Source organism: Terrisporobacter petrolearius (assembly GCF_020748185.1).
In the GTDB taxonomy this organism is placed as follows: domain Bacteria; phylum Bacillota; class Clostridia; order Peptostreptococcales; family Peptostreptococcaceae; genus Terrisporobacter; species Terrisporobacter petrolearius.
Genome location: NZ_JAHZMO010000011.1, coordinates 1 through 17,109, shown reverse-complemented (window position 1 = coordinate 17,109; position 17,109 = coordinate 1). Strand labels below are relative to the sequence as shown.

The 17,109-nt window shown below is 28.6% G+C and carries 17 protein-coding genes and 1 riboswitch; of the genes, 13 read left to right on the top strand and 4 right to left on the bottom strand.

Annotated features, from left to right (window positions below; genetic code table 11):
* Positions 1-16: 16 nt before the first annotated feature.
* Entirely contained in the window at positions 17-271 is a 255-nt protein-coding gene (locus K0040_RS08570; protein ID WP_228108486.1) for a hypothetical protein, read from the bottom strand.
* A 381-nt stretch (positions 272-652) separates the two neighbouring features.
* Positions 653-1,198: an Ig-like domain-containing protein gene (locus tag K0040_RS08565; RefSeq protein ID WP_228108485.1), complete on the bottom strand. Its 546-nt coding sequence runs from the start codon at positions 1,196-1,198 to the stop codon at positions 653-655.
* Positions 1,199-1,387: 189 nt separating this feature from the next.
* Here K0040_RS08565 and K0040_RS08560 point away from each other — a divergent pair, with 189 nt between their 5' ends.
* The 6 genes from K0040_RS08560 to phoU all read left to right on the top strand — a co-directional run bounded on the left by K0040_RS08560 (position 1,388) and on the right by phoU (position 6,474).
* Positions 1,388-2,251, top strand: a complete 864-nt coding sequence (locus K0040_RS08560) for a RelA/SpoT domain-containing protein (RefSeq protein ID WP_228108484.1) — start codon at positions 1,388-1,390, stop codon at positions 2,249-2,251.
* Between the two features lie 145 nt (positions 2,252-2,396).
* Positions 2,397-3,236, top strand: coding sequence for a phosphate ABC transporter substrate-binding protein (locus K0040_RS08555; RefSeq protein ID WP_228108483.1), 840 nt, complete (start codon positions 2,397-2,399; stop codon positions 3,234-3,236).
* 62 nt (positions 3,237-3,298) lie between these two features.
* Positions 3,299-4,201 carry a phosphate ABC transporter permease subunit PstC gene (gene pstC / locus K0040_RS08550; protein WP_228108482.1) on the top strand — a complete coding sequence of 301 codons (903 nt, stop codon included), beginning with the start codon at positions 3,299-3,301 and terminating at the stop codon, positions 4,199-4,201.
* Between the two features lies 1 nt (position 4,202).
* Entirely contained in the window at positions 4,203-5,024 is an 822-nt protein-coding gene (gene pstA, locus K0040_RS08545) for a phosphate ABC transporter permease PstA (protein ID WP_228108481.1), read from the top strand.
* A gap of 14 nt (positions 5,025-5,038) precedes the next feature.
* Positions 5,039-5,797, top strand: coding sequence for a phosphate ABC transporter ATP-binding protein PstB (gene pstB / locus K0040_RS08540; RefSeq protein ID WP_228108480.1), 759 nt, complete (start codon positions 5,039-5,041; stop codon positions 5,795-5,797).
* Between the two features lie 17 nt (positions 5,798-5,814).
* The gene (gene phoU / locus K0040_RS08535) at positions 5,815-6,474 is read left to right on the top strand and encodes a phosphate signaling complex protein PhoU (protein ID WP_228108479.1); all 660 of its coding nucleotides are present in this window, start codon (positions 5,815-5,817) and stop codon (positions 6,472-6,474) included.
* A gap of 70 nt (positions 6,475-6,544) precedes the next feature.
* On the opposite strand, the gene K0040_RS08530 is transcribed toward phoU, so the two are convergent.
* Together K0040_RS08530 and K0040_RS08525 are read right to left on the bottom strand one after the other, a co-directional pair.
* Positions 6,545-6,883 (bottom strand): phage holin family protein, encoded by a 339-nt coding sequence (locus tag K0040_RS08530; RefSeq protein ID WP_228108478.1) that lies wholly within the window; start codon positions 6,881-6,883, stop codon positions 6,545-6,547.
* Between the two features lie 178 nt (positions 6,884-7,061).
* Positions 7,062-7,373, bottom strand: a complete 312-nt coding sequence (locus K0040_RS08525; RefSeq protein ID WP_228108477.1) for a rhodanese-like domain-containing protein — start codon at positions 7,371-7,373, stop codon at positions 7,062-7,064.
* Between the two features lie 218 nt (positions 7,374-7,591).
* On the opposite strand from K0040_RS08525, the gene K0040_RS08520 reads away from it, so the two are divergent.
* The 7 genes from K0040_RS08520 to K0040_RS08490 all read left to right on the top strand — a co-directional run.
* Positions 7,592-10,069, top strand: coding sequence for a CoA-disulfide reductase (locus tag K0040_RS08520; RefSeq protein WP_228108476.1), 2,478 nt, complete (start codon positions 7,592-7,594; stop codon positions 10,067-10,069).
* 125 nt (positions 10,070-10,194) lie between these two features.
* Positions 10,195-10,503: a thioredoxin gene (trxA, locus tag K0040_RS08515; RefSeq protein ID WP_228108475.1), complete on the top strand. Its 309-nt coding sequence runs from the start codon at positions 10,195-10,197 to the stop codon at positions 10,501-10,503.
* A 329-nt stretch (positions 10,504-10,832) separates the two neighbouring features.
* Positions 10,833-12,176, top strand: coding sequence for a C40 family peptidase (locus K0040_RS08510; protein ID WP_228108474.1), 1,344 nt, complete (start codon positions 10,833-10,835; stop codon positions 12,174-12,176).
* A 182-nt stretch (positions 12,177-12,358) separates the two neighbouring features.
* A complete protein-coding gene (locus K0040_RS08505; RefSeq protein WP_228108473.1) occupies positions 12,359-13,348 on the top strand; it encodes a flavodoxin domain-containing protein in 990 nt (329 codons plus the stop codon).
* 107 nt (positions 13,349-13,455) lie between these two features.
* Positions 13,456-13,562, top strand: a riboswitch (SAM riboswitch).
* 102 nt (positions 13,563-13,664) lie between these two features.
* Positions 13,665-14,984, top strand: coding sequence for a Na+/H+ antiporter NhaC family protein (locus K0040_RS08500; RefSeq protein WP_228108472.1), 1,320 nt, complete (start codon positions 13,665-13,667; stop codon positions 14,982-14,984).
* Between the two features lie 246 nt (positions 14,985-15,230).
* Positions 15,231-16,058: an undecaprenyl-diphosphate phosphatase gene (locus tag K0040_RS08495; RefSeq protein WP_228108471.1), complete on the top strand. Its 828-nt coding sequence runs from the start codon at positions 15,231-15,233 to the stop codon at positions 16,056-16,058.
* Positions 16,059-16,712: 654 nt separating this feature from the next.
* Positions 16,713-17,109, top strand: a 397-nt coding sequence (locus K0040_RS08490) for a class II glutamine amidotransferase (protein WP_228108470.1), incomplete at its 3' end; no start/stop codon positions are given.

The window sequence follows — 17,109 nt, the reverse complement described above, 5'->3', positions numbered from 1 at the left end:
TATATATCCTCCAAAATTATTTTTTCAGGATTGATTTTGGAATAAAGTATCCAAATAGGAGAAATAAAATTCCAGTAACGAATAATCCCATGTATCCTATATTAAAAACTGAAGGATATTGTGGTGATATATTAAATAAAGTTAATTTACCCAAATCAAATCCTGATGTAAGTCTTATATTTTCTAAATATCCATAAGATAGTGTAAACGCAAAAGCAAAAGCTCCAACAATAATAGCAGTAAAAGCTTTTTTAAAATTATCCGTTGCCAAAGCACCTACACAAGTTTACGGACAAGTCCCTACATAACCAAAACCAAGTCCGAAGACAACTCCTTTAATAACTAGGCCCAAATTAAGTGTTTTTATACTTAAATGACTAATATCAAATATACCTATAACTTGGGATATTGATAATGATACACTGGCAAACCCTATGGAAAATAATATTACCTTAGCTAAGTGTAAATCTTGTAGCCTTAAGATGGCAAGTAATTTTTTAGGATTTGTTTATATAATCAATATCCGAAAAATCCATCTAATGGTATGACTAAAGTGTTTAATGTGTATTTATTTAAACATATTATATCCTTTTATTCTGTGATAAAATCACAAAAAAGACATTATCAAAGTTGATAATGTCTTTTATATATACTATCTCCAGCATATTTTGCAAGCTCTATAGCCTTTTGACTTAGCTTTAGATGCTGTCATTTTTATGGCACCCTCCATATTATGAGTCTTGGCTGTTTTATGATAAATTTTAGAAGTTGATTTTCCACCATTTGCATAAACATATTTTGAAGAAGATGAATTTGAGCTAGAAGAAGACGAACTACTCTTAATTGTTATAGTTTTAGACTTAGTAGTATAACCGTTTTTGCTAATTTTAACTGTAATTTTAGTGTTTTTCTTTTTCTTAGAAATTTTAATTGAGTAAGTTCCAGAAGAAGACACCTTTGATTTACCTACTTGCTTACTACCAACATAAGCTTTAACAGTAGCGCCTTTAGCACCTTTGCCACTTATTTTTATTGAAGAATTATATACTGAGTTAACTGTAAAAGTCTTAAACGTTTTCTTTTTAGCAGCTTCTACAACACTTATATTTTCATTATTGAGAATACTTAAACTCGGTGCAAAAGTCATAGAAAAGGCTATTACGATAGATAAAGTTAATGATTTAAATATTTTTTTCATTACATATACCCCCTAAATCATGATTAATATTTTTATAAAATTTTTTTGACGTTACATGGAAAATTATACCATTATCGATCTAGATTTATCAATATATAAATTAAGAATATAATAATAAGGATAAAAAAAATATAAATATGCATAATTATAAGGTAAAATAAAAATAGATATAATTAGCTGGAGGAGAAAATGATAAATAAAGAACAGTTTTTAAATATGTATAAAATAAATGAAGAAGAACTTAAAAAAGAAAATATAAGTTGGAAGGATTTAAAAGCAATACACGATGACTTTATCAATTCAAAAAAAAGCTATGAAACACAGGCAGATTTAGTTGCAAATATACTTAGAGCTCAGCCAAAAGTTCACTCAGTAAAAACTAGAGTAAAAGATGTAAGTCATTTAATAGAAAAAGTAATTAGGAAAACTCCTGAAAGAAGAGCTAAGTATGGACAAGATTTTAATTTTACAGCAGAAAACTATAAAGATGAAATTACAGATTTACTTGGTATAAGAGTAATACATATATTTAAAGAGGATTGGGAAGAAATTCATAATTTTATAACTAATATGTGGGAAGTTATGGAAATAGTAGCTAATGTAAGAGAAGGAGATGATACGACAAAATTTGATGAACAGGGAATAGCTGTTTGTTCAAGACCATCAGGGTATAGATCTGTACATTATTTATTAGAATCTTATCCAACTAATAAAAAGCTTATTACGGAGGTTCAAGTTAGAACTATATTTGAAGAGGGATATGGAGAAATAGATCATCAACTTAGATACTCTCATGAAGATATTCCAGATCTTTTAGGCCAAAACTTAATGTTATTAAATAGAATAGCAGGAAGTTCTGACGAGATGGCGTCTCTAATAAATAGACTAAGTCAAAGTATTCAAGAAGTTGAAAATAAGTTCAAAGCAAAAATTCATGAAAAAGATAAGAAAATAGAAAGCATCAAAGAAAAAATTTATGATAAAGAATATATTTCTGATGTAGATAAGAAAAATTTAATTAATGAAATTGATGATATATTAAAAATAAAATAAAAAAGGCATCGTATGATGTCTTTTTTTACTTAAGTAGAATAAAATTTTATATAGCATGTTGAAAATATAAATCTTTTTACATGGTTATACTAATTATAATTTAAAATAACAAAATATTTATTACATAATGGTGGAGGTATAATATATGTCAAAACAAACAAGACTAATTGCACTGTTTTTATGTTTAGTTACAATGCTTATATCTACAGCTTGTAGAAAAACTGAAACTAATGAAAAGTCTAATTCTAGCACTAGTAGTATAACTGTGTCAGGATCAACGTCTGTGGGACCTCTTATGGAAAAAGAAGCAGAAAAATTTCAAGAAGCTAATTCAGATATGAAAGTTGAAATAAATCAGTTAGGTTCTTCAGCAGGAATAAAAGATGCAATAAATGGAACAGTTCAAATAGGTATGTCATCTCGTGATTTAAAAGATCAAGAAAAAGCAGAAAGTCTTACGGAAGTTGAAATTGCTTATGATGGAATAGCTATAATCGTAAATAAAGCTAACAATGTAAAATCTCTTACAATGTCACAAGTAAAAGATATTTATACTGGCAAAATTAAAAATTGGAAAGAATTAGGTGGAAAAGATAGTGAAATAGTCGTTGTTTCAAGAGAAGATGGTTCTGGAACTAGAGATGCTTTTCAAGAAATAGTAGGATATACATCAGAAGAACTTACTAAAAGTGCCCAAATAGGCGATGGATCAGGAAATATAAAATCAACAGTAGCTGGCAATGAAAATGCTATTGGATTTATATCTTTTGAATATGTAGACAATAAAATAAATGCTATAAATATTGATGAAATTGCACCAAAAGCAGAAAATGTAAAAAATAAATCTTATAAAATATCAAGACAGCTTTTATTAGTATATAAAGAAGAAAATTTAAAAGATAATGGAAATAAATTAATAGATTTTATCTTAAGTGAAGAAGGACAAAAAATTGTAGAAGAAAATGGATTAATAAGAATAAAATAATATGCTCAATAAATCCTCCTTTATTAATCTAAGGAGGATTTTATATATCTAAGGAGAAGCCTATGAACGAAAATATTAATCGCGTAAAAAATAATTCAAATAAAAATAAATATTTAATAGAAAGTCTTACATCAAAGATATTTTTACTAAGTGCATTTATTTCTGTAATAAGCTTACTACTTATAATAGGTTTTGTTTTCTATAAAGGTTCCATACCATTTATATCGAAAGGATATTCATTTATTGATTTTTTATTTGGAACAGAATGGGTACCATCTGCAGACAAATTTGGTATATTGCCTATGATATTAGCATCAGTATATGCAACCTTAGGTTCTTTAATTATAGGTGTTCCTGTGGGAATTTTAACTGCAACATTTATAGTAGAAGTTGCCCCAAAATCCTTAAGTAAAATAATTTCACCAGCAGTAGAATTATTGGCAGGAATTCCATCAGTATTATATGGAATATTTGGTTTAGCATTTCTCGTTCCTAATATACAAAAATTATTTAATTTACCAAAAGGACAAAGTTTACTAGCAGTAATTATTGTTTTAGCAGTAATGATGTTACCAACTATAATTACTGTGTCAGAAACAGCAATAAGAGCTGTACCTAAATCATATAAAGAAGCATCTTTGGCTCTTGGAGCATCAAAGGCACAAACTACTTTTAATATAGTTCTTCCAGCTGCAAAATCAGGAATTTTAGCAGCTGTAGTACTTGGAGTAGGGCGTGCTATTGGTGAAACTATGGCAGTTATACTGGTAGCAGGAAATTCACCAGCAATTCCAAGTTCATTAATGGATAGCGTAAGACCTCTTACCACAAATATTGTTTTAGAAATGGGATATGCTTTTGGTACTCATCAAGAAATGCTATTTGCAACAGGAATTGTACTATTTATATTTATAATTATACTTAACTTAATACTAAGTATGATTTCTAATAAGGAGGAAGACTAATATGAATAAAACTAAAGATAACATATTGAATGCTTTAGTATACTTGAGTGCAATATTTACAGTAAGTGTTCTTATATTAATAGTAGGCTTCATATTTTTAAATGGTATAAAATTGATTAGTCCATCCTTTATATTTGCAAATTATTCTTCTAGTGGTGGTGGAATTAAGCCAATGATTGTAACTACATTATATGTAGTATTATTAGCCATATTAATAGCAACTCCTATTGGAATATTATCAGCAGTATATCTGCAAGAATATGCTAAACAAGGAAAGATAGTTAAAATAATTAGATTTGCTACAGAAAGTTTATCAGGAATACCATCCATAGTTTATGGATTATTCGGAGGAATTTTTTTCGTGGTAGCTCTTAATTATTCTTATTCCATATTATCAGGAGCGCTTACTGTATCTATTATAATTCTTCCTATTATAATTAGAACTACAGAAGAGTCCTTAAAAACGGTACCTGACAGTTATAGAGAAGCATCTCTAGGATTAGGTGCAACAAAGTTTCAAACTCTATATAAAATTATTATTCCAAGTGCCATACCAGGGATTTTGTCTGGGGTAATTTTAGCCATGGGTAGAGTTATTGGAGAATCAGCGGCTATATTGCTCACAGCAGGCACTGTGACACAAATGCCTTACTCATTATTTGATAGTGCAAGAACTTTAACAGTACAAGCATATTTAGTAACTAAGGAAAATGGAGATATAAACCAAGCTTGTGCAGTGGGAATAGTTTTAATAGTAATAATATTAGCTCTAAACTATATTGCTAAATTAATAAGTAAGAAATTTAACCAAGCTAATTACTAAAGAGAGGTGTTAAAATGTCACAAAATATTAAAATAAGTGCAAGAAATTTAGAGTTATTTTATGGTGATAATAAAGCTTTAAAAAATATAAATATAGATATAGAAGCTAACGAAGTAACTGCTTTAATTGGTCCATCGGGATGTGGAAAATCTACATTTTTAAGAACTTTAAACAGAATGAATGATCTTATTGATAATGTGAAAATAAATGGAGAAATTAAGTTAGATGGAGTAGATATTTATAAAGATGACGATGTCATAGAGCTTAGGACAAAGGTGGGAATGGTATTTCAAAAACCAAATCCATTTCCAATGAGTATTTATGATAATGTGGCATATGGTCCAAGAGCACATGGTATAAAAGACAAAAAACAACTGGATAAAATTGTTGAAGAAAGTTTAAAAGGTGCGGCTATTTGGGATGAAGTTAAAGATAGACTTAAATCTTCAGCCCTTGGACTGTCTGGAGGTCAACAGCAACGTATTTGTATAGCAAGAACTATTGCACTTAAGCCTGAAGTTATACTTATGGATGAGCCAACTTCAGCCCTAGATCCTATTTCCACACTAAAGGTAGAAGAACTTATAGAAGAAATGAAGGAAAAGTTTACAGTGGTAATAGTAACTCACAATATGCAACAAGCAGCAAGGATCTCTGATAAAACAGCATTTTTTCTAAGTGGTGATTTGGTAGAATTTGATAACACAAAAACAGTATTTACAAATCCTAAAGATCAAAGAACAGAAGACTATATTACAGGTAGATTTGGATAAAAATAAGGGGTGTTAACATGAAAAAAAATGATAATAACTTAGGTTTAAGTATAAATTCTTTAAAAGATATTGCCATAGATATGATGGATAAGTGTGAAAATATTGTTGAAGAAGCTGTAAATGCAATGGTTGAAAAAAATATAGAAAAATCTAAAGAAATAATAGGCTTAGATGATGATATAGATAATTTAAGAGGATATATAAGAGAGCAAATTATTGAATTAATTGCCCTTAGGCAACCTATGGCAAAAGACTTAAGAACTATATACGCGCTTAGTACTATGTCTACTGAGCTTGAAAGAATTGGTGATTATGCTGTTAATATTGCCATGGAAACAATTAAAATAGGTAAAGATGAGTACGTTGAAGAGCTAATAGATATACCTAAAATGAAAAGAGTAAGTATGGATATGTTAAAAAGTGCAAAAGTTGCTTTTATAAATAGTGATGTAAAATTGGCCCATAAAACGGCTTTGCAAGACGACATAATAGACGATTTATACAATGAAGTATATATAGATTGTATTTCTGCGATGAAAAGAGATGAAAGAAATATACCTCAGGCTGTAAGGTTGTTGCTAGTTGGACGATTTTTAGAAAGGATAGGAGATCATGTAACAAATATTTGTGAAATGATAATATATTCTATAAAAGGCGAAATGCTTGAACTGGATTAAATTAAAAAATCTGTAAAGAAAATATCTTTACAGATTTTTTATTGCAATAAAACATCATTAAACAATGTTATTAATCAAAAATACTATACAATATAGAATTGGCTATAGATAATAATATGGCAGCCCAAATCGAATTTAACATTCCGTTAAGTTCTGCACCTGGTACTATAGAAAAAGCTAAGTATAAAACTATACCATTAATAACTAATGAAAATAATCCTAAAGTTAAAATAGTTATAGGAAATGAGAAAAATTGTATAATGGGTTTTACTATTAAGTTAAGGCATCCAAAAATTATAGTAAGTATTATTAAAGTTGATAAAGAGCCTATATATACGCTAGACATTAAATTTGAAACTATAAATAAAGATATTGCATTAATAACAATAAACAAAGATATTCTTCTCATGTTAATTCTCCTTTTCTTTTAATAATGTAAATTTATTTCTTCAAATAGAGTATATGTAACCTTATAATTATTATATAACAAATTTTGAATACTATTAAAAATCTTATAAATATTAAGAAATACTTAAGAAATTTATAATAAAATACCCACTTCATATATAAGGTGGGTATTTTTATTTTTATAAATAATTCAAATGGCCAATAATACCTTGTGTTAAATTGTATAAATGCTTAAATCCATATTCATCTAATAAATGGGCAGCGTAAACACTCCTTTTCCCAGAACGACAGTAAATAATAACTTTTTCATCTTTATAGGGTAATAAGTGATCTATTTGTAAATCTAAATCACTTATAGGAATATTTATAGCATTAGGGATACGACTAGTATTATATTCTGCTTCTGTTCTAACATCAAGTAATATGAGTTTTTCTTTATTATTTATCATATTATTCAGTTCTAGTGAACTTATATCTTCATATATCTTCATTGAAAGGTCTCCTTTAAATATTATTTCACAATTTTATTAATATATTAATTGCATATATAAATCTATTTATCAGATAATTACCCACTTATTATTATTTGCAATCTAAATGATAAAAAATAAAAAAATTCGTTTTATGTGACAATGTTACAGTCTAAAAAATCTTATTCATATATATTGTAAGTACTAAGTATTATTTATAAAAAGTAGGGGGTTTTATAATGAGTAAGAAGATAATTATAGTTGGTGGTGTAGCAGGTGGTGCATCCACAGCAGCTAGACTTAGAAGATTAGATGAAAATGCAAATATTATAATGTTTGAAAAAGGAGAGTATATTTCTTTTGCCAACTGTGGTCTTCCATATCATATTGGAGGGACAATAAGTGAAAGAGATAAGTTGATAGTCACAAGTGTAGAATCTATGAGTAATAAGTTTAATATAGACATAAGAAATTTTAGTGAAATTATTAAAATAGATAAGGAAAATAAAATATTAACAGTTAAAAATCACAAAACAAATGAAACTTATGAAGAAAATTATGATAACTTAGTTTTATCTCCAGGGGCAAGTCCTATTAAGCCTCCAATTTCAGGAATCAATGATTGTGATAATTTATTTACTTTGAGAAATATACCAGATACAGATAAAATTAAGAATTTCATAAATGAAAATAAACCAAAGCATGTAACTGTAGTTGGCGGAGGATTTATTGGGCTTGAAATGTTAGAAAACTTGTATGATTTAGGGTTAAATCTTACATTAGTAGAAGCTAGTGAACAAGTTATGGCACCACTAGATATAGAAATGGCAAGTATAATTCATGAGCATATTGTAGATAAAGGCATACAAGTTATCCTAAAAGATGGCGTAAATTCTTTTGAAAACAATGGTAAAAAGATAGTATTAGCAAGTGGAAAAGAAATAAATACAGATATGATAATTTTATCTATAGGTGTGAAACCAGAAACGAATATTGCAAAAGAATGTGGTCTTAAACTAAACCAACGAGGAGCTATAGTAGTTGATAAGCATATGAAAACATCAGATAATAATATTTATGCATTAGGTGATGCTGTAGAGATTATGGATTTTGTAAATAAAAAACCTACAATGATTCCTTTAGCTTGGCCAGCAAATAGACAAGGCAGAATAGTTGCAGATAATATTTGTGGTAAAAAATCAGAGTATAAAGGTAGTCTTGGATCATCTGTAGCAAAAGTTTTTGACTATACTGTGGCTACAACAGGAAATAATGAAAGGACTTTGAAAAAGTTAGGAATTGATTATGAAGTAATTCATATTCATCCTTCATCAAGTGCATCATATTATCCTGGGGCTTTTCCAATATCTTATAAAATGACATTTGACCCTAAGGATGGAAAAATATTTGGAGCACAAGGCGTAGGAATAAATGGAGTAGAAAAAAGAATCGATATAATAGCTACTGCAATAAAAGGCAATCTTAATATATATGATTTGCAAGATGTGGAAGTATGTTACGCTCCACCATACAATTCAGCAAAAGATCCTGTAAATATGTTAGGATATTACGCTGAAAATATAATTGAAAAAAATGTAAAAGTTATTCAATGGTATGAAGTTGATAAATTAGACAATAATAATTCTATAATTCTAGATATAAGAGAAGAGTTTGAATTAGCTACAGGAGTAATAGAAAATTCTATTAATATACCTTTAACAGTTTTAAGACATAGATTGAATGAAATACCTAAAAATAAAATAATTTATGTCACATGTCAGGTAGGACTTAGAGGATATATTGCTTGTAGAATATTATCCCAAAATGGTTTTGATTGCGTAAATATTGATGGTGGAATAAAAACATATTTAGCTGTTAAAAAAGCAGAAAAAGCTTTAAATAATCAAAATATCAGTAAAAATAATGGGGGAAAAGAAATGAGTAAAAATGATTTTAATAAGGGAAGTGTAGATGCTCATGTTACTTTAGACGCTTGTGGGCTTCAATGCCCTGGTCCAATAAGAAGAGTATTTGAAGAAATTAATAAAATGGAAGAAAATCAAATACTAGAAGTTAAGGCCAGTGATCCTGGTTTTACAAAAGACATTGATTCATGGTGTGATAAAACAGGAAATACTTTATTAAAATCTGAATTTGACAAGAATAAAAAAGCTTTTGTGGCTTATATACAAAAAGGAAGTAAAGATGTAAAAGTAAATCCTTCTTGCTCTTTAAGCAATAATGAAAAAGATGGAGCTACGATGGTAGTATTTAGTGGTGATTTAGATAAAGCTATTGCATCATTTATAATAGCAACAGGAGCTGCATCTATGGGAAAACCAGTAACTATGTTCTTTACGTTCTGGGGACTTAATATCTTAAAAAGTAAAGACAAGCCATCTGTTTCAAAAGATACTATGGAAAAGATGTTTGATATGATGTTGCCATCAAATACAGATAAATTACCTTTATCACAAATGAATATGGGTGGTATAGGACCTAAGATGATAAAACAAATTATGAAAAAGCATAATGTGGATGATATTGACACATTAATAAAAAATGCAATGGATATGGGTGTGAAAGTTGTGGCTTGCTCCATGAGTATGGAACTTATGGGTATAAAAGCAGAAGAATTTATTAATGGTGTAGAAATAGGCGGAGTGGCATCTTATCTAGGAGCAACAGAAGAATCAAATTTAAATTTATTTATATAAATATAAAAAATGTGTATTTATGTAAAAAGTGGGTATATATATTAATAATAATATGGATATAAATTTGTTATTGTAATAAAATATAAATGACAAACAAAATATAGAAAAATATGGAGGATATTTTAATGGCACAAATACTTAATAACGATAATTTTAATACATCAATAGAAAATGGAGTATGCGTAGTAGATTTTTTTGCAACTTGGTGTGGACCTTGCAAAATGTTAGCTCCTGTATTTGAAGAATTAAGTGGAGAAATGGATACAGCTAAATTTTTTAAAGTTGATGTGGATCAAGCATTAGATGTTGCAAGAAGATATGCAATAACAACTGTTCCAACAATGATAATATTCAAAGGTGGAGAAGTAGTAGATAAAATGGTAGGTTTCCTTCCAAAAGAACATATAAAAGCAAAAATAGAAGCTCAATTATAAGAACAAATAAATTTATTATAAATAAAATGGTGATATCTGTTAAGAGTCGCCATTTATTTTTTTGAAAATAAATGTAAAAAATGGTACAAAAAAACATTGATTTCCATAAAACATATTCATTAAAATTAAATTAGGGAATAAGTTACAATTTCGAAAGGAAAAAGTTACGAAAAAGTTACAAAAATGTATTTTTTTTACTGTCGAAATATAGACAAACTAATGTAAAAATGTAATAATAGTATTAATACCAAGTAAATATGTTTCAGATATGTTACATATTGGAAGGGGGATAGAAATTACAATTTATAAAATTGTAAAATCGATTAAATATGAGTATAAATAAAAAATATGTAATGGCTGGTATGCTAGCTACAGCGCTAGTAGCACCAATGGCAGATGTAACGAACTCTCACGCAGATGATACAAGAACAATAACAGGAAGAGTAAACTTTAGAACTGGACCAAGCAAAGAGTATGATTCTATGGGTAAAATAGAAAAAGGAAAAACTGTTACTTACTTAGGTTCAAATGGTAGTTGGAGAAAAATAAAATATAACTCAAAAACAGGTTATGTTCATAAGGATTATATATCAGATGGAACATCAGCTTCGTCAAGTGAGAAATATGTTAATACTTCAGCTGGATTAAATGTAAGAAAAGGGCCATCAACTAGCTATGCTAAGATAGCAACATTAACTAATGGAACTAAAGTTAAAGTAATAACTACAAGTGGCGATTGGTCAAAAATTTCTAGTGGAAGTATAACAGGATATGTTTCAAATCAATATTTAAGCAGTAAAGCATCAAGTTCAGATAATGATAGTAATGAAACATCAATTACTAAATATGTGGATGCAAGTGTTGGGCTAAATGTAAGAAAAGGAGCAGGAACAAGCTACTCAGTAATTACTACATTAAGTCATGGAACAAAGGTAACTGTAAAATCAACTAGCAATGGATGGTCAAAAATAACTAGTGGAAGTGTGACAGGATATGTTTCTAGTACATATTTAAGTAGCAATAAGCCAAGTACTGGAAATGATTCTAATAATGAAACATCCACTACTAAATATGTGGATGCAAGTGTTGGGCTAAATGTAAGAAAAGGAGCAGGAACAAGCTACTCAGTAATTACTACATTAAGTCATGGAACAAAAGTAACTGTAAAATCAACTAGCAATGGATGGTCAAAAATAACTAGTGGAAGTATAACAGGATATGTTTCTAGTACATATTTAACTAGCACGAAACCATCTTCTGGAGGTTCTTCAGATTCTAATACTTCAACTAGTACTTCAGCAAGTAAGGTAATTTCTTATGCAAAAAAATTATTAGGAAAGCCTTATGTATGGGGTGCTCAAGGACCGAGTGGATTTGATTGTTCAGGGTTTACTTACTATGTATTTAAAAATGCTGCTGGAATAACATTACCTAGAGTATCATCTTCACAAAGTAACTATGGAACTTATGTAAGTAGAAGTAATTTAAAACCAGGAGACTTAGTATTCTTTGACACTGTTGGAGCAAATAATGGTGGGGTTACTCACACTGGTATCTACATAGGAAATGGACAATTGATTCATGCTGCATCTGGGCAAGGAAAAGTTGTTATAAACGATATGAATAGTTCGTACTATGTAAATACTTATGTAAATGCAAGAAGAGTTTTATAATCATCGAAAAGAAAAAGTACATATTGGAATTATTAAGTAAATCTTAATAATTCCTTTTTTTATTATTTAAAAAAATATAAAAATCATAATAATATAAGCTATTTACTCATTTAATAGACAGGAACTATAAAAAGTGTAACAATAGAAGAAAGGAAGATGTGATAATTATTCCTAAAAAATAAATGTCAAATAATAAGATTTATTATGAAGAGGTGGATAAAATGAATGTTACTCTTATTTTATATGAAAGTAAGTATGGAACAGGAAAGACTATTGCAAATACTGTATGTCCAATATTAGGCCCAGCAAAATCTTTTGACATTAACGATGCTCCAAGTGATATCAAGTATTATTCTAACATTGTCTTAGTATTTTCTTTATATGGACAAAATAGTTGCGAAAAAATTTTGAAATATATAGAAGAAAACAAAATAGACTTTAGTAAGAAAAGAGTAGCCTTAGTATGTATAGGACTAAATAAACAAGATGGACTAAATGAAATTGCTAAATTGAAAAAAATCGTTAATAATGAAAATATTTTTTGTGAGTTTATAAAGGGTGAAATGTTTATAAATAAGCTTAATACTGATGATAAGCAAAAGATAAAATCATTTTGTGCCAAAGTGGGAATACCATTCGGTAATTTAGGTGAATTTGATGAGAAAAAAGCCTTGGAATTGGGGAAAGACTTGAGGGAATATTTTAATACACCTAAATTTATACCTCCAGTTAATATAACAAAAAAAGAAATTGAAGCTTTTCTTATAAATAAAAATACATGTACACTTGCTACTGGATATGGAGACTTTGTAAGAGCAACACCTTTAGAATATGAGTATTACGATGGAGACATTTATATAATTAGTGAAGGTGGTTTAAAGTTTATAGGACTTTCAAAAAACAATAAAATATCTCTTTGTGTATATGAAGATTATAAAAGTATGAACAATTTATGTGGCTTGCAAATAAGTGGAGAAGCGGAAATTATAAAACCTTGGTGTGATGAATATATAGATGTACTTAGTAGAAAAGATCTTAAGGTAGAAAATATATCAAAATTACCTTTTGATATGAACGTAATAAAAATTATACCTAATAAATATGAATTTTTATATTCTAAATTTAAAAATTTAGGATTTGATTCAAAACAAATTTATATACCTGAAAAATAGTTTGTGCTTAATATGATATATTAGAATTTTTTAATAATAAAAAGTTGACATTAGATAAAAAATACTCTAATATAATGTTAATTAATAAAAATAAATATTTACTTACTTACTTATCAAGAGTGGTGGAGGGACAGGCCCTATGATACCCGGCAACCGATATATATTTATATATAAAAAGGTGCTAAATCCTGCAGCGAAGGCTGAAAGATGAGGAATAACATAGTTTATAAAAGCTTGAGATTATTCTCAAGCTTTTTTTAGTATGGAAAATGAAATTTCAACTGATAGTAAGTATTATAAGGAAGGGAGAATAATTATGAGTAAGGAAAGACAAAAAGGTAGTGCATTGGCATTATTGCCACTAGTTATATTTTTGATTTTATTTATTGGAAGTGGAGTTATAAGTGGAAATTTTTATAAAATGCCTACTTTAGTAGCTTTTATAATTTCAACAGCAGTAGCATTTTTATTTAATAGAGAAGCAGATTTTAACAAAAAGATAGAAGTATTTTGTAAAGGTGGAGGAAATAAAGATATTATTTTAATGCTTATAATATTCTTATTTGCTGGTGCTTTCAGTGGTGTATCAAAAGCCATGGGTGGGGCTGATTCAGTAGTAAATTTAGGCTTATCAGTGGTACCAGCTAACTTATTAGTTACAGGATTATTTGTTATAGGATGTTTTATATCAATATCTATGGGAACATCAGTAGGTACAATAGCTGCAATAGGCCCAATAGGTGTAGCAGTCGCTTCAAAAACTGGAATACCAGTAGCTTTAGTTTTAGGTGCAGTCGTAGGCGGTGCAATGTTTGGTGATAACTTATCAATGATATCTGATACAACAATTGCAGCTACTAGAACTCAAGGTTGTGAAATGAGAGATAAGTTTAAAATAAACTTCTTAATAGTACTGCCAGCAGCAATAGTAACAATAATATTGTTAACTGTAATGAGTAGAGGATATGTAAGTGTATCAAATGAAGCGTATGAGTATGAATTATTAAAAGTTTTACCATATTTATTTGTACTTATTGGTGCCATCCTTGGAGCAAATGTATTTTTACTTCTTGGTGGAGGAGTAATATTTGCAGGAACAATAGGCATAATAACAGGATCTTTAGATTTATTTGGAGTAATAACAGCTGTATCTGAAGGAATGGCGGGAATGTTTGAACTTTGTATGATATCTGTAGTAGTTGGAGGAATGGTTGAGCTTATTAAGTTTAATGGAGGAATAGATTTTGTACTTAATTTTATACAAAGTAAAATTAAAAATAAAAAAGGCGCTGAATTTGGAATAGCAGCATTAGTTAGTATTGTAGATTTATGTACTGCAAATAACACTATAGCCATAGTAATGGCTGGACCAATCGCTAAAGATATAGCAGATGAATATGGAATAGATTCAAAAAAATCAGCTAGTATATTGGATATATTTTCATCAGTATGGCAAGGTATAATTCCTTATGGAGCCCAACTATTAACAGCAGCAGGTTTAGCTGGTATATCACCATTTTCAATAATTGGTTACTTACACTATCCAATATTAATGTTTGTGTGTGGTATAGTTGCTATAGGATTTGGTATTCCGAGAGTTAAAAGTAACAAAGGAAATTCAGAAAAAATAGCATAGCTAACTACCTAATATAGAAAAAAGTTATCTGAAATTTTTTAGATGACTTTTTTTAATAAGGATAGTTTTAGAGGATATTTTAAAGGAATTAAATTTTTATACTTACTTATTTTGTGAGTTTATTACAAAATGGTAAGTATAAAATTATGAGGCTAAGTCATACTTTATATGGTATACTAGAAAAAGACCTAATATTAATTAGGATTTTTTTTATTCAAATAAAGAAAATATAAATGAGGTGAAAACATGGAATGGATAGAAATATTTAAAGCCATCATATTGGGAATTATTGAAGGAATTACAGAATGGCTTCCAGTAAGTAGTACAGGTCATATGATATTAGTTGATGAATTCTTACAATTAGGTATGTCGCCAGCTTTCAAAGAAATGTTCTTTGTAGTTATACAGCTTGGTGCCATAATGGCTGTTGTAATTTTATATTGGAAAAAGATTTTTCCTTTTAAATTTGATAGAAAACCATTTGTACAAAAAGACATAATTATTATGTGGATTAAAATAGTAATTGCTTGTATTCCTGCAGCAGTAATTGGATTACTATGGGATGATCAAATAAATGCCCTATTTTATAATTTCCAAACAGTAGCTACTATGCTTATCATATTTGGTATTTTATTTATAGTAGTTGAAAATCATAACAAAGGTACAAGACCTAAAGTTACAAACATGAATCAACTTACATATAAAATGGCTATAATCATAGGATTATTCCAATTAATAGCCGCAGTTTTTCCAGGGACATCTCGTTCAGGAGCAACAATAGTAGGAGCATTATTAATAGGTGTATCAAGAGAAATAGCAGCAGAGTTTACATTCTTTTTAGCTATACCAGTAATGTTTGGTGCAAGTTTACTTAAGCTATTAAAATTTGGATTTGCATTTACGAGTTTTGAATTAATTGTATTAGGTGCGGGTACTTTAGTATCATTTATAGTATCTGTATGGGCAATCAAATTCCTTATGGGATATATTAAAAAACATGACTTTAAAGTATTTGGATGGTATAGAATAATCCTTGGTATTATTTTATTAGCATACTTTTTCTTTATGATGTAAGATAATTTAGAGTTTTAGACAAAGCTATGGTAAAAATAAATTGCCATGGCTTTTTTTTAATATATAATAATTGATAGATAAAATAAGGAGGAATTATGAAAAAAATTTTAGTTGTAACACATTGCATTTTAAATGTTGAATCAAAAGTTAAAGAATATTAGTTGCCTATAAAATATTCTAGGCGATTTTTTTGTATGCTTCTTAATAAAAAATAAAATTAATTATATACGATATGGCTTGAGGTAAAGTAAAATAAAGGAATTATGCAAAGTGATAAAAAAATATGATGAGTAGGATTATTTATATAGATTGACATAGCCTTAATTATATATTAGCATCGTACTTATAAAATAATATAGTTAATTTAATTTTAAAAAATATATTTTCAAATTAGTTTAACTAAGAGTAAGGTCAAACATAAATACTAAGCGCCAGAACTTAACAATAATATAATTTTTATTAGTAGTATTGGGGGTTAAGTTGACGAGGACAGAGTTAATCGATTTTTCGGCGGATGCTCTGCGGTGTGTTTACCATCGTTAAGGTTTTTTCAAATCATAGAAGTGATTCTGTGGACAAAGGAAAACCAAAGTAAACTTTTCATGACCTAACTCTAAAAATATATAAAATAATATTTTTAGGAGGACACATAATATGTGTGGAATAGTTGGATATTTAGGAAGAAGACAGGCAACAGAAGTTTTAATAGAAGGTCTGTCAAAATTAGAGTACAGAGGATATGACTCTGCAGGTGTTGCCGTAAATACTGGTGACCAATTAGAAATAAGAAAGTTCAAAGGAAGACTTGCAATACTTGCTGAAGACTTACAAAAAAATCCTATTGATGGACATTTAGGAATAGGGCATACAAGATGGGCAACTCATGGAGAACCATCAGATGTAAATTCACATCCTCATTACAACATGGATAGAACTATAGCTGTTGTTCACAATGGAATAATAGAAAACTACCTTGAATTAAAAGCTGAATTAGAATCTGAAGGAGTTAAATTCTTATCTCAAACAGATACAGAAATAGTAGCTCACATGG

What these genes read in the sequence shown, in the direction of transcription:
- K0040_RS08510 (WP_228108474.1), top strand. Translation starts at nt 10,833, where the DNA reads ATGAGTATAAATAAAAAATATGTAATGGCTGGTATGCTAGCTACAGCG.
- phoU (WP_228108479.1), top strand. Translation starts at nt 5,815, where the DNA reads ATGAAAAAAAATGATAATAACTTAGGTTTAAGTATAAATTCTTTAAAA.
- K0040_RS08505 (WP_228108473.1), top strand. Translation starts at nt 12,359, where the DNA reads ATGTCAAATAATAAGATTTATTATGAAGAGGTGGATAAAATGAATGTT.
- K0040_RS08500 (WP_228108472.1), top strand. Translation starts at nt 13,665, where the DNA reads ATGAGTAAGGAAAGACAAAAAGGTAGTGCATTGGCATTATTGCCACTA.
- trxA (WP_228108475.1), top strand. Translation starts at nt 10,195, where the DNA reads ATGGCACAAATACTTAATAACGATAATTTTAATACATCAATAGAAAAT.
- K0040_RS08520 (WP_228108476.1), top strand. Translation starts at nt 7,592, where the DNA reads ATGAGTAAGAAGATAATTATAGTTGGTGGTGTAGCAGGTGGTGCATCC.
- pstC (WP_228108482.1), top strand. Translation starts at nt 3,299, where the DNA reads ATGAACGAAAATATTAATCGCGTAAAAAATAATTCAAATAAAAATAAA.
- K0040_RS08495 (WP_228108471.1), top strand. Translation starts at nt 15,231, where the DNA reads ATGGAATGGATAGAAATATTTAAAGCCATCATATTGGGAATTATTGAA.
- pstB (WP_228108480.1), top strand. Translation starts at nt 5,039, where the DNA reads ATGTCACAAAATATTAAAATAAGTGCAAGAAATTTAGAGTTATTTTAT.
- K0040_RS08525 (WP_228108477.1), bottom strand. Translation starts at nt 7,373, where the DNA reads ATGAAGATATATGAAGATATAAGTTCACTAGAACTGAATAATATGATA.
- pstA (WP_228108481.1), top strand. Translation starts at nt 4,203, where the DNA reads ATGAATAAAACTAAAGATAACATATTGAATGCTTTAGTATACTTGAGT.
- K0040_RS08530 (WP_228108478.1), bottom strand. Translation starts at nt 6,883, where the DNA reads ATGAGAAGAATATCTTTGTTTATTGTTATTAATGCAATATCTTTATTT.
- K0040_RS08565 (WP_228108485.1), bottom strand. Translation starts at nt 1,198, where the DNA reads ATGAAAAAAATATTTAAATCATTAACTTTATCTATCGTAATAGCCTTT.
- K0040_RS08555 (WP_228108483.1), top strand. Translation starts at nt 2,397, where the DNA reads ATGTCAAAACAAACAAGACTAATTGCACTGTTTTTATGTTTAGTTACA.
- K0040_RS08560 (WP_228108484.1), top strand. Translation starts at nt 1,388, where the DNA reads ATGATAAATAAAGAACAGTTTTTAAATATGTATAAAATAAATGAAGAA.